Raw genomic sequence first — 12,678 nt, 5'->3', positions numbered from 1 at the left:
TCAGTTACATGACTATTTGCCATCAAATTTTTGTTACACTGTTCATAGTGATTTATATTTTTGAATCTCAATCAAAACATCATAATTATGCAAAGAATCTCTATAGAAAATTTTGGACCCGTTAAAAAATTTGAGGCTGATGTTACAGATGTTATGCTGTTAATTGGACCCCAAGCAAGCGGTAAAAGTACAATTAGTAAATCTATTTTTATATTCAAATCTATTAAAGATGAAATACTTGATTATATATATGCTAACGATCTGACTTCTCCTAAACCTCTCTTAGATTTATTAAGTCATCTGGTAGTTAATTTTTTAGATAATTTCAATCTTTCATTGGATTGTGAATTATTTAGAGTCGCATATCAATATTCACCAACAAAACAAATAGCCATTTACAAAAATCAATCTAAATCTTTTGTTATTCCAAAAATAAAATTAAGTAACATTCTAGAAAACGAATTAAGTTTGCTAATTACAGAAATTTTAAATTACAAAATAATTTCCAAAGAACAACAGCATAAATTTAAATCATTAGAAGAATTACGAGAATTAGAATCAGACAGAAGATTGCAGTTTAAAAATTTTAAATCGCGCATTGATAATATATTTGAGGAAACACACTCTCCTGTATTTATTCCTGCTGGTAGAAGTTTGATGTCTACATTAACAAATCAACTACAAGATATCAACAATCCAAACATTTTAGACTACTTTACACAATCTTTTGTAAAGCGAATTAATTTATTGAAAACTTACTTTACAGATGATTTAAATACTCTTATTCAAAATAGAAATATTGCTGTTGATTTAGGTTCTAACTTACTAGATTTATTAAAAAAAATCCTCAAAGGTGAATATAGATTTAATGCTGATATTGATAAAGAAAGAATTTATTTTAAAAATAACCAATATGTGAAACTACAATATGCTTCTTCAGGACAACAAGAATCTGTCTGGATTTTATTGCTGATATTTCGATATATTTTAGATGAAACGAGTGTATTTATGGTGTTTGAAGAACCAGAAGCACATCTTTATCCTGAAACCCAAAGTGATATTGTAGAACTGATTGGTTTATTAGCAAATGTTTATAATAATCAAATAATTATAACTACTCATAGTCCTTATATTTTATCTGCTTTCAATAATCTTTTATATGCTTATCAAGTAGGTAAAAATAAAATAGGTGATGAAAGAGAAGCAGTAGAAAGTATTGTTAATAGTAAAAGTTGGATTGATCCAAATCGCATTTCAGCTTACTTTATTTCTGAAAATGGCTATGAATCAATTATTGATGAAGAATTAAAATTAATTCAAGCGGAAAAAATAGATAGCGCATCCAGTATAATTAACGACAAATTTAATGATTTATTTAATCTGGATGACTAACTATGTGTAACGATTTATTTAGAAAAAGTGAATGTCAGGAATTTTGTGATTCAAGAAAAACCATAGTTGTCAGAGATTCTGGGAATAAACAAGAGTATAGAGTCACCAATAATAACGGTAAAGAAATTTGTAAGATTAAGGTTGATGGGTGCTTAATTAAAGAATCTGAAAGATGTGATTACCTAATCTTGTCCTGTGAAGATAAATCAGCGTTTTTTGTAGAATTAAAGGGACATGATTTACAAAAAGCACTTAGCCAAATAGATTCATCTATAAATAAACTGATGACTGAAATAAAAGAATTCAAAATTTATGCACGTATTGTCTTAAATAGAAATCCCACACCTGATATTAATAGTTCTATAGAAATTAAGCTCAAGAAACGTCTTAAACAACAAAATGGCAAAGATTCTGGTGATCTGATCAAATATAAAAGTCAGGTTTTAGAAGAAAATCAGATCCCCGACTTCTTCAAGAAGTCGGGGATCTAAGTAAATACAAATTAGCCCGTAATAGTCCCCGTTAAAGGAGAACTAGCACTAGCGTAATCCTTCGTGGGCATTCTGCCGGCTAAATAAGCCATGCGACCGGCTACTGTGGCTAGATTCATTGCATAAGCCATTGCTGGGGCATTCTGAGCCAGGGCGATCGCACTATTAATCAATAACGCATCCGCCCCCAATTCCATCGCCTCAGCAGCCTCAGAGGGCGCACCAATGCCGGCATCTACCACTACGGGAATATGGGCATTTTCAATAATAATCTGAATATTGGCAGTTGTTTGCAGTCCTTGTCCCGAACCAATAGGGGCAGCCAAAGGCATAACCGTGGCACAACCCACCTCTTCTAGTCGCTTGGCTAACATGGGATCAGCATTAATATAAGGCAATACAGCAAAACCCTCCTTTACCAACTGTTCCGCAGCTTGCAAAGTGCCAATGGGATCAGGTAATAAATACTTGGCATCAGGTATCACTTCTAACTTGACAAAATTATTATCTTCCTGTCCCAATAACTTCGCCATTTCCCGTCCCAACCGTGCCACTCGCACCGCTTCTTCTGCGGTTTGACAGCCAGCGGTATTGGGTAACATCCAGATTTTACTCCAATCTAGTGCCTCTGCTAAACCTTCATGTCCTGGGGCGTTGGTTTGTACCCGTCGCACAGCTACCGTGACAATTTGACAACCACTAGCAGCGACACTTTGCTGCATTTCTCGGATATTGCGATATTTACCGGTTCCCGTCATTAACCGAGATTTGAAGCTTTTGCCGGCAATAATTAAGGGTGAATCGGGAACAATTAAATCTGATATTTCTGGGTTACGGTGTCCGTTAGTGGCAGGAGTCGCGTGAATTAACATTGGTGTAGTAGTAGATGACACAGTAGAAAAGCGAGAATAATGAAAATTAGCTAAAAGAGGATCTGCTTTTTGTTCACAAATCAAATCAGCAATTAATGTGGCTGTAATTGGTGCAAGTAAAATACCATTGCGGTGATGACCAGTAGCCAAGGTTAAGTTACTACAATAACTATGACCCAAAATAGGGAAGTCATCGGGAGTAGCGGGACGAAATCCCCACCAAAGTTCTTGTAGAGGATAATTCTCTAGTTGGGGATATAGTCGTATAGCTGATTGTAATAAACTTTGAATGCCCCCAGGGGTATTATGGGCAGTAAATCCTACATCTTCGCTAGTTGCACCAATAATGATAGAGCGATTGCGGCGGGGAACAATATAAATATTTTCACCAAACAACACCCTGGTTAAAGGTAATTCAGTCACAAAGTCCGGGACTCGCACACTCAACATTTGTCCTTTGCGGGGACGCACTGGTAAAGGTAATAATTGATTTGTCCAAGCACCAGCAGTTAAAAGATAATGATCAGCGCGAAGTAACCCAGTATTAGTTTGTACACCAATAACTTTTCCCTGTTGTTGAGAAATCGCTTCTACTGTAATTCCATCTTGGAAAACAACACCCAAAGAGGTAGCCGCAGTTCGCAGAACTTTCATTAAAGCCCTGTTATCAACTTGCCCATCTTCAGGATACCACCAGCCACCAACCACATCTGCACCCAAACCTGTTTGATATTGGTTAATCGTATTTTTATCTAACCAGTTAGCGTTTTTGTGTTCCCGGTTTTCAGGTTGTTGATACAATGGTGCGAGGATACCGCAAGGCCAATAACCTGTATTGTTTAAATCTTTTGTGGCGGTTAATTTTGTTAATTTTTCCGTCCAGTCTAAATATAAATTACGCGATCGCCGACATAAAGACAACATCGCCTCATTAGTAATATTTTCCGCATCAGGCGCTAACATTCCCGCTGCTGCATGGCTGGCTGCGGCAGTAAAATCACGGCAAATTACAGTTACATTTGCACCCCGTAATTTGAGTTCAACACCGCAAGCCAACCCGATAATACCACCACCAATAATTAAAACATCATTAGTCATTAGTCATTAGTCAATTAGTTATTAGTAAATAACTAATAACTCATAAATGACTCAGAGGGGGTGGAAATTGGTCATTGGTCATGAGTTTTTTAATTTTGACCTTTGACCTCTAACTAAATTTTTCCCTAGTTACCACAAAGCCCGAATTGGTGCTTTGTTTTGATTGGTATTACTACCAGAATTTGAATTACGTTCTGTAGTAGAAGTTTCATTGAGAGAACTGGAACTATCATTTGTAGAACTGGAACTTTTATTACTATCACTTGTTTCTTGTGTAGTATTAGCAGAATTGTTGGTAGTCTCTGTAGAAGCATTACTTTGAGCTACACGGGTATTCCGAGGGCTTTCACTGGCAGAATTAGAATTGTTTCCGCTGGAAGTTTCTGACTCATTACTACTAGTATTTTCCGAATCATTCCCATTCGCAGCACTATTAACATTAATATTAGCGGGAAGAACGCTAGATTCTTTGCGTCCTTGGGGAACATTAGCAGTTTGTTGTCCGCCCATAGGAAAATTAATTCCCAGTAACGTACCTAGCAAAATTGCTACGCCGCCAGCCATTAAAATCAAGGGTGTCCATCTACCCATCTTGTTTCTCTCCTTGTTAACCTTCTGGTATCTAAACTAATTGAGAACCTTGACCCCAAAACCCATAAAATTTAGTTACTTTGACATCACCTAAAACCTGAATTTGGCAAGTTAAACCCAGGCCGTTTGTAGGAGAATGGGGAGGAAGCGATTCCTAGATTGTGCTTCGCTATCGCTGTGTTTGCTTAGGCTAACTCACTGCGGACACCTCACTTTCTACTGTAACCGCATAAGTACCATAAGTGCCAATACCTCGACAGTTGATCATCTCTGTGTACCTTATCCCCAGCCTCTTCTTTACACTCAATTAATTTACTTGGCCTTACCAACTGAGGGATATTGAAATTACCGAAATAGCGTTTTGTTGTATATTGGCACATCGCCGCAAATTTGTCTCTCAGGTGTCAGTGTTGAACCAACGGTTCACCCAATTTTTATGACCACAACTCCCTCAAATCAACTTTGGATCTATGACACTACTCTCCGCGACGGAACTCAACGAGAAGGACTGTCAGTGTCTATAGAAGATAAGTTACGCATTGCTCACAAACTTGATGAATTGGGTATACCCTTTATTGAAGGTGGTTGGCCGGGAGCAAATCCCAAAGATGTCCAATTCTTCGAGCAACTTCAAGCAAATCCCCTCAAACAAGCAGAAGTTGTCCCTTTTTGTTCCACCCGTCGTCCTCACACCAAAGCAGTAGATGAACCCATGCTCCAAGCGATTTTGGCGGCAGATACGCGCTGGGTGACAATTTTTGGTAAATCTTGGGATTTGCACGTTACAGCCGGACTCAAGACCAGTCTGGCGGAAAATCTAGCCATGATTGGGGACACAATCGAGTATTTGCGTTCTCAAGGACGGCGAGTAATTTACGATGCTGAACATTGGTTTGATGGTTATAAGCAAAATCCTGATTATGCTTTACAGACGTTGACAGCAGCAGTCACAGCAGGTGCAGAATGGTTAGTTTTATGTGATACCAATGGTGGGACTTTACCTCATGAAGTTTCGCAAATTGTGTCAGTTGTCAGTGGTCAGTTGTCAGTTGTGAGTCAGCGCGGTCTTGGGGGTTTCCCCCATGAGCGACTGACGAACCCCGAAGGGGTTAGTTGTCAAGAAAAAATTCCCCAAATAGGAATACATACTCATAATGATTCAGAAATGGCGGTGGCGAATGCCTTAGTGGCAGTTATGGCTGGAGCTAGAATGGTACAAGGAACAATTAACGGTTATGGGGAACGTTGCGGTAATGCAAATCTGTGTTCTGTGATTCCCAATTTACAGCTAAAGCTGGGTTATAGTTGTATCGGTGAACACCAGCTAAATCAGCTTACAGAAGCTAGTCGGTTTGTCAGTGAAGTTGTTAATCTCGCACCTGACGAACACGCACCTTTTGTGGGACTTTCGGCTTTTGCTCATAAAGGGGGAATTCATGTCTCTGCGGTGGCACGGAATCCTTTAACCTATGAACATATTCAACCGGAATTGGTCGGAAATCACCGCCGGATTGTCATTTCTGAACAGTCTGGTTTAAGTAATGTCTTAGCTAAAGCTCGCAGTTGTGGGATTGAATTAGATAAGGATCATCCCCAAGCTAGACAAATTCTTCACCGCATGAAGGAATTGGAAAGTCAAGGCTATCAATTTGAAGCCGCAGAAGCTAGTTTTATTCTTTTGATGTATGAGGCTTTATCCTGTCGTCAGCAGTTTTTTGAAGTTCAAGGTTTTCAAGTCCATTGTGATTTGGTGGAAATGAAGGAATCTACTAATTCTTTAGCAACGGTGAAAGTTGCTGTTAATGGTAAAAATATTCTCGAAGCCGCAGAAGGTAATGGACCAGTAGCCGCTTTGGATGCCGCTTTGCGGAAGGCTTTAGTGAATTTTTATCCCCAAATTGCTGATTTTGAATTGACTGATTATAAGGTGAGAATTCTCAATGGAAATACGGGAACATCTGCTAAAACTCGCGCTTTGGTAGAATCAGGTAATGGTCAACAACGCTGGACTACTGTAGGAGTTTCTAGCAATATTTTGGAGGCTTCTTATCAAGCTGTGGTTGAAGGTTTGGAATATGGGTTATTGCTGCATTTCCAAGCTGAAAAGGCGTTGAAAGTTTAGAGGTTGATAAATTTTGGTAGAGATGTTTAATGTCTCTACCTGATTAATGTCTGATAGCGTAGCGTGGCGTAGCCATATCAGGATTTACAGGATTAAAGGATTTACAGGATTATCTATTGATAATTTATTCATTTTGATTACACACATTTTACATTTGAATTCTGAATATTCTGAGTTGTGAGATACCTAACTTATTTTCTACATCTTTTCATTTATCAATATCAATTATATCAGAAGTCGGTTATCTTTAAATGCAAACTAACATCCTGCAAATCCTTTAATCCTGTAAATCCTGATTCTGACAAATAATTACAAACTCATTTCTAACAACACTTTTAAAACTCCTTTAGTTTTGGCTTTCTCAAAAGCTGCTAAACCTTGAGAAAGTGGATAATGACTATCAATTAAAGATTGAACATCTATCTTTCCCGTCGCTAACAATTCCAATGCTGGAACAAAGGGACCACAACGAGAACCAATGAGAGTGATTTCATCTACCACTAAAGCAGAAGCATCTAAACTGAGATTTCCCGCATAGGTGCTTTTTAAGATTAATATACCACGAGGACGTAAAGCCCGACGAGCAATATTAAAACCTTCAGGATTTCCTGTACAATCAACAGAGATATCAAAGTATCTATCAGTGACGCTATCAGCGAAACCAGTTTTAATTCCTTTCGCTGCTAAATTTACTAATTTATCTTTATGTCTTCCAACTACTAATAATTCACAACCTGTTAAGGCTAAAGTTTGGGCTATTAATTGTCCCAGTTTACCATCTCCAACTACTAATACTCGGTCATCTTTACATATTTGTATTTGTTGTTGAATTTCCAAAGCTGCGGCTATGGGTTCAGTAAAAGTTGCGGCTGCTGTAGAGACATTTTCAGGAACAAGATGCAAATTCTCAATAGGTAAAGATAGATATTCTGCAAATGCACCATGACGGTTAACAATTCCTAAAACTGTCCGATTTTCGCAATGTGTTGGTTGTCCCCGCCGACAAAAACGACAATCACCACAAGCAGCGTTAATTTCACCAACCACTCTTTGATTAATTAACTGTTTGGGACCTTGTTCAACAACACCAACAAATTCATGGCCGATAATGCCAGTATAAGGATAATAACCTTTAATTAATTCTAGGTCAGTATTACAAATTCCCGCCCGCAAAACCCGCACCAAAGCCTCTCCTGGTAGTGGTTCAGGAATAGGAATATTGGTGCGTAATTGTAATTGATTATTTTCTAGCCAAAGTCCTTTCATAATTTTTTCAGTTGTCAGTTGTCAGTTGTTAGTTGTTAAAGTTTTGCACTTTCTAGAAATGGTGTAAATATCGGAACTATATCGGAATTACTCACAACCATTGTGGGAAAAGAGCGATCGCTATAATCCATTCCCGGCGATAATGGAAAAGACTCAGAATTGAGCGATACCCACGTCCCACCCGCAGCTTGGACAATGACCCAAGCGCCAGCAATATCCCATACCTTGGGTGTGGCTTCAATTCCCCCCAAAACCGCACCAGTTGCGACGGAAAGAAAGTTATAACTAGCAACTCCTAACATCCGAATTTTACAGGGGAAACCCGGTTGAATAATGTCGGTACTACGAGAACAAAGGTTAAAAAAGTGGTTTTTGCTGGGAGCATCTTTACTGGTATGAATGGGATGATTATTTAAAAATGCTCCCGTTGGCGTTGTTAAGCCTGATGAACCCGCCCAAAATCCGTGAAAGGCTTGATTTAATGGTGGCGCGTAAACATAACCAAAAATGGGCGTTCCTCGATAAAGTAACCCCAGAGAAATAGACCAAATCGGAATTCCTCTGGTAAAGTTGGTTGTACCATCCAAAGGATCAATTACCCAACACCATTCTGCATTCGGAAAAGTTTGATTACTTTCTTCGCTCAAAATGCCGTAACCGGAGAAAGTAGAAACAATAGCATCTCGAATTTCTTGATCTGCCCATTTATCTGATTTTGTTACCAAGCTACCATCAGCTTTTTGTGAAGCTTGGACTTTACCAAAATCCTGCATTAATTGTTTTCCCACTCTGATAGTAGTGGTTTCTGCAAACTCTAGAATCGTATTCCAAAAATCGTTCATTTGTTAGTTGTTATTAGTCGGTTGTCATTTGTCAACTATTAACCAATTTTATCACATTTATCCTCAGCAAAAGCCTAAAATTTTTCACTTAAAAGCAGAGCGAATTTATATCATTAGACAGATAAAGACGTTTTCTCATCTACTCAATCCTCAGCATAAGATATATTTATGTATATATTCCTTTATGCTAACCTGGGGTAAAAACTTATAAAGAAATTGTTAAAAAGTTTAGTACAATAGCAAAATTAACCAATAAGTATTTTTTCCTATTGACATGATAGCGGCTCAATTTCCCTGGCTTACCGCAATTGTCCTATTTCCACTTTTAGCATCCTTTGTCATTCCTGTATTGCCTGATAAAGACGGCAAACTTGTCAGATGGTATGCACTGGGCGTAGGTATTGCTGACTTTATTTTGATGTGTTATGCCTTTTGGAAACATTACGATGCTAGTAATGCGGGTTTTCAACTGGTAGAAAATTATGTCTGGATGCCTCAGATAGGACTAAACTGGGCAGTTTCTGTGGATGGGATTTCCGCCCCACTGGTACTTTTGGCGGGATTTGTGACCACACTGGCGATTTTTTCAGCTTGGCAAGTTGACCGCAGACCAAAGCTGTTCTATTTTCTCATGCTTGTGTTGTATTCTGCACAGGTTGGGGTATTTGTTGCCCAAGACTTGCTGTTATTTTTCATTATGTGGGAAGTCGAATTAATCCCCGTATATTTACTAGTTTGTATTTGGGGTGGACAACGACGACGCTACGCAGCTACAAAATTCTTACTTTATACCGCAGCAGCTTCTATATTTATCTTGGTGGCAGCCCTAGCAATGGGGCTATATGGCGGCGGAAATGTCACTTTTGATATTGCAGAACTCGCACAAAAAGAATATCCCCTCACTCTGCAACTGCTACTATATGCTGGGTTGTTAATTGCCTTTGGCGTAAAATTGGCGATTTTCCCCTTGCATACTTGGCTACCTGATGCCCACGGTGAAGCATCTTCTCCCGTATCCATGATTTTGGCGGGTGTGTTGTTGAAAATGGGTGGATATGGACTAATTCGCCTGAATCTTGACCTACTTGCCGATGCTCATTTTTACTTTGCCCCCGTTCTCGTCATTCTCGGTGTTGTCAATATTATCTATGGTGCGTTAAATTCCTTTGCCCAAACGAATATGAAACGACGTTTGGCTTATTCGTCCATTTCCCACATGGGTTTTGTATTAATAGGAATTGCCTCTTTCACCGATTTGGGTATCAACGGGGCAATGTTGCAAATGATCTCCCATGGTTTAATTGCTTCCGTGTTATTCTTTTTGGCTGGTGTAACTTATGACCGTTCCCGCACAATGGTCATGTTAGAAATGGGTGGGATTGGTCAAGCTATGCCAAAGGTATTTGCTCTATTTACAATGGGGGCAATGGCATCTTTGGCTTTACCGGGAATGAGTGGCTTTGTCGGTGAACTTTCGGTGTTTGTCGGGATAACTACTAGCGATGTTTATACTTCCACATTCTGCACCGTTACAGTTTTCCTAGCGGCTGTGGGAGTTATTCTCACACCTATTTATCTCCTTTCTATGCTGCGTCAAGTATTTTACGGTTCTGGTGCGGCACTGATCTGCGATATTAACAATGCTGGGTTGGAAAATCAAGAAGACGAAGGAACGGCTTGTTTTGGTACAGATTGCCTTTTACCAACGGAAACGGTATATACTGATGCCAGACCCCGTGAAGTGTTTATTGCTGCCTGTTTTCTGGTGCTGATTATTGGCATTGGTTTCTACCCCAAAGTAGCCATGCAAATGTATGATGCGAAAACTGTAGCTGTCAATGCTCATGTTCGCCAATCTTATACGATTATTTCCCAAACCAATCCTCGTGTTTATGCTAGTGGATTATTAAATCCGCAGATTCCAGCAACTCAGTTAACTCCTGTTTTGGGAACTTTAAAATAGGTAACTGCCGACTAACACAAAGTATGGAGAATATATCCTCTAGCGTTAGTTGGGGGATTTTTTCTTCTGCTTTTTGAATGGTTATCGCGTGACTGACTTTATCTCTAGGACAAAGAGAGTTAAGATACACAAGGTTTCCCAACTTTTTCTATAGAATTATTGCACTAATTAAACTCATGAATGCTGCTCCCTTAATTCGCTTCACATTTTTATCACTCATAGCAGTTTTGGGTCTGCTGTCACCTGCTTATGCTCAGGGGAAAAAGTTATCAAATCCTGTTAATCAAGCCAAACCCGCTAATCAAATCAAACCTACGGAACAACCAAAACCTATTAATACAGATCAGCCTAATACCCTCAGCCCCACAGGAATAAGTAATAATCTTTTAAGTATAGAGGGAGGCGATCGCTTGATCAAAGAATCAGCCCAAGCAGTTGCTAGTCAAGATTACCCTCTGGCTGCCAAAAAACTCCAAGAAGCCCGCCAAGTTTATAATCAATTATCAAGCTTTTATCAAGACCTAAATTCTAGTTTTGCAGGTATTGACATTCGTGCTGCCGATTCCCACCGCAAGAATGCTTTAGCAACTGCCCAAAAGCGAGATGAAGCCACCTATCAGTTAGCCTTAGTACATAGAGCGCAAAATCAGCCAGAATTAGCCATCCCTTTGCTAGTGCAAATCATTAAAAGTCAAAACCCCACCAGAGAATTAGGCACAAAAGCATACCAACAATTATTTGAATTAGGTTTTGTAGATGCCCCCTTTCCGCGTCAAGGTAAAAAATAATCGGCAAATGCTAACAGGCAACAGCCAACCGCGACATATCTGTTAATAATAGAGAAGTAAGTTTTTTCAGGAATTGCGGTCAGTAACTCAGCCCTAAAGGGACTGAGCTTGTAAGAAATTGCAAGCTGTACTGACCAGTCTAAGTCTTCACTGACTACGTTTTTTGAGTCACGACACCCCGGAATGCGTAGCTAGTTCCCTGCTCTGTCATTTGCAATTAAACAGTTTTAAAGTCACTGAAACAGTGTTGCAAGTTTAAAAAGCTCTTAAAACATTGACGAAGCTAACATTACCCCAGAAATGGGAGGCTCTTCGGAGCAACACATTATGCGTACAGAGTTGGGAATTTTGAATCGGTAATTGTCCCGTTGAAAGTACATTACAAAAGTACACCGAATTTACCAACTCCAAGGCGGTAATGAAAAAATATTCAAGGCGGTTAAAACCGCACGAGCGGTCACTGAGCTTGTCGATAGCGAAGCGTGGCGTAAGCCATAGTGTCGTTTCCCTCTCAGCACTGAAGTGTCTGAGTTTCCCACTTACCGGGTATTTTTATGATAAGTCCGCAACAGGTAGAGACAATGATCAAGGCACAAATGCCAGATGCCCAAGTGCAAGTACAAGACTTGACAGGTGGTGGTGATCACTATCAGGTAACAGTAGTTTCATCGCAGTTTGCAGATAAGGGAATGGTGCAACAACACCAACTAGTTTATGGCGCATTGCAACAAGCTATATCCAGCGAAGCTATTCATGCTTTAGCACTTAAAACCTACACTCCCGAAGCTTGGCAAGCAACAAACTAATTTTAGATTGAGGATTTTGCATTAAGAAAACAAAATCTAAGATCGTATCAACTCTTGAATTTCAGTAACATAAGGAAATAACTAATCATGACCCCAGAACTTAAAGAAAGAATTGATACTTTGGTAGAAGAAAACAAAATTATGGTTTTCATGAAGGGCAATAAATTAATGCCCCAATGTGGTTTCTCTAATAACGTTGTCCAAATTCTCAATACCTTAGGAGTTCCCTTTGAAACCCTTGACATACTTGCAGATCAAGAAATTCGTCAAGGCATCAAAGAGTATTCCAACTGGCCAACAATTCCCCAAGTATACATTAATGGTCAATTCGTTGGCGGTTCTGATATTTTGATTGAAATGTACAACAAAGGTGAATTACAAGAATTGGTAGAAGTAACACTAGCTTCTTAATATCAACTACAAGATCCCCGACTTTTTTAAGAAGTC

General features: G+C 39.1%; 11 protein-coding genes and 1 pseudogene. 7 read left to right on the top strand and 5 right to left on the bottom strand.

The window, feature by feature from the left end; all coding sequences use genetic code 11:
• Positions 1-87 precede the first annotated feature (87 nt).
• Positions 88-1,392, top strand: coding sequence for an AAA family ATPase (locus tag FJR09_RS17950; RefSeq protein WP_168653590.1), 1,305 nt, complete (start codon positions 88-90; stop codon positions 1,390-1,392).
• A gap of 2 nt (positions 1,393-1,394) precedes the next feature.
• Positions 1,395-1,883, top strand: coding sequence for a hypothetical protein (locus tag FJR09_RS17945; protein ID WP_168653589.1), 489 nt, complete (start codon positions 1,395-1,397; stop codon positions 1,881-1,883).
• 11 nt (positions 1,884-1,894) lie between these two features.
• On the opposite strand, the gene thiO is transcribed toward FJR09_RS17945, so the two are convergent.
• The 3 genes and pseudogenes from thiO to FJR09_RS25425 all read right to left on the bottom strand — a co-directional run.
• Positions 1,895-3,853, bottom strand: a complete 1,959-nt coding sequence (thiO, locus tag FJR09_RS25955) for a glycine oxidase ThiO (protein WP_168653588.1) — start codon at positions 3,851-3,853, stop codon at positions 1,895-1,897.
• A gap of 129 nt (positions 3,854-3,982) precedes the next feature.
• The gene (locus FJR09_RS17935) at positions 3,983-4,444 is read right to left on the bottom strand and encodes a hypothetical protein (protein WP_015083318.1); all 462 of its coding nucleotides are present in this window, start codon (positions 4,442-4,444) and stop codon (positions 3,983-3,985) included.
• A gap of 31 nt (positions 4,445-4,475) precedes the next feature.
• Positions 4,476-4,715 (bottom strand): annotated as a pseudogene (locus FJR09_RS25425) ((2Fe-2S)-binding protein); the annotation flags it as partial.
• 165 nt (positions 4,716-4,880) lie between these two features.
• Here FJR09_RS25425 and cimA point away from each other — a divergent pair.
• On the top strand, positions 4,881-6,566 hold the full coding sequence (cimA, locus tag FJR09_RS17925; RefSeq protein ID WP_168651267.1) for a citramalate synthase: 1,686 nt from the start codon (positions 4,881-4,883) through the stop codon (positions 6,564-6,566).
• Positions 6,567-6,875: 309 nt separating this feature from the next.
• Here cimA and FJR09_RS17920 read toward each other — a convergent pair whose 3' ends face one another.
• Positions 6,876-7,832, bottom strand: coding sequence for an alcohol dehydrogenase catalytic domain-containing protein (locus FJR09_RS17920; RefSeq protein ID WP_168631889.1), 957 nt, complete (start codon positions 7,830-7,832; stop codon positions 6,876-6,878).
• Between the two features lie 35 nt (positions 7,833-7,867).
• Positions 7,868-8,674 (bottom strand): inositol monophosphatase family protein, encoded by an 807-nt coding sequence (locus tag FJR09_RS17915; RefSeq protein ID WP_015083321.1) that lies wholly within the window; start codon positions 8,672-8,674, stop codon positions 7,868-7,870.
• A gap of 274 nt (positions 8,675-8,948) precedes the next feature.
• Between FJR09_RS17915 and FJR09_RS17910 the strand changes: the two genes are divergently transcribed.
• From FJR09_RS17910 to grxD, 4 genes are all read left to right on the top strand, one after another.
• Positions 8,949-10,637 (top strand): NAD(P)H-quinone oxidoreductase subunit 4, encoded by a 1,689-nt coding sequence (locus FJR09_RS17910; protein WP_015083322.1) that lies wholly within the window; start codon positions 8,949-8,951, stop codon positions 10,635-10,637.
• 167 nt (positions 10,638-10,804) lie between these two features.
• Positions 10,805-11,425, top strand: coding sequence for a hypothetical protein (locus FJR09_RS17905; RefSeq protein ID WP_041458583.1), 621 nt, complete (start codon positions 10,805-10,807; stop codon positions 11,423-11,425).
• Positions 11,426-11,979: 554 nt separating this feature from the next.
• Complete coding sequence (locus tag FJR09_RS17900; RefSeq protein WP_015083324.1) at positions 11,980-12,231, top strand: BolA family protein; 252 nt, start codon at positions 11,980-11,982, stop codon at positions 12,229-12,231.
• An 87-nt stretch (positions 12,232-12,318) separates the two neighbouring features.
• Positions 12,319-12,642, top strand: coding sequence for a Grx4 family monothiol glutaredoxin (gene grxD, locus FJR09_RS17895; RefSeq protein ID WP_015083325.1), 324 nt, complete (start codon positions 12,319-12,321; stop codon positions 12,640-12,642).
• Positions 12,643-12,678 lie beyond the last annotated feature (36 nt).

It is taken from the genome of Dolichospermum sp. UHCC 0406 (assembly GCF_009712025.1).
Classification (GTDB): Bacteria; Cyanobacteriota; Cyanobacteriia; order Cyanobacteriales; family Nostocaceae; genus Dolichospermum; species Dolichospermum lemmermannii.
The sequence above is the reverse complement of the archived record's forward strand: the minus strand, read 5'-3'. Positions and strand labels throughout refer to the sequence as shown.

Excerpts from the sequence above, each read along its gene's own strand:
- FJR09_RS17920 (WP_168631889.1), bottom strand. The coding sequence starts at position 7,832 with ATGAAAGGACTTTGGCTAGAAAATAATCAATTACAATTACGCACCAAT.
- grxD (WP_015083325.1), top strand. The coding sequence starts at position 12,319 with ATGACCCCAGAACTTAAAGAAAGAATTGATACTTTGGTAGAAGAAAAC.
- FJR09_RS17910 (WP_015083322.1), top strand. The coding sequence starts at position 8,949 with ATGATAGCGGCTCAATTTCCCTGGCTTACCGCAATTGTCCTATTTCCA.
- cimA (WP_168651267.1), top strand. The coding sequence starts at position 4,881 with ATGACCACAACTCCCTCAAATCAACTTTGGATCTATGACACTACTCTC.
- FJR09_RS17950 (WP_168653590.1), top strand. The coding sequence starts at position 88 with ATGCAAAGAATCTCTATAGAAAATTTTGGACCCGTTAAAAAATTTGAG.
- FJR09_RS17900 (WP_015083324.1), top strand. The coding sequence starts at position 11,980 with ATGATAAGTCCGCAACAGGTAGAGACAATGATCAAGGCACAAATGCCA.
- FJR09_RS17945 (WP_168653589.1), top strand. The coding sequence starts at position 1,395 with ATGTGTAACGATTTATTTAGAAAAAGTGAATGTCAGGAATTTTGTGAT.
- FJR09_RS17915 (WP_015083321.1), bottom strand. The coding sequence starts at position 8,674 with ATGAACGATTTTTGGAATACGATTCTAGAGTTTGCAGAAACCACTACT.
- thiO (WP_168653588.1), bottom strand. The coding sequence starts at position 3,853 with ATGACTAATGATGTTTTAATTATTGGTGGTGGTATTATCGGGTTGGCT.
- FJR09_RS17935 (WP_015083318.1), bottom strand. The coding sequence starts at position 4,444 with ATGGGTAGATGGACACCCTTGATTTTAATGGCTGGCGGCGTAGCAATT.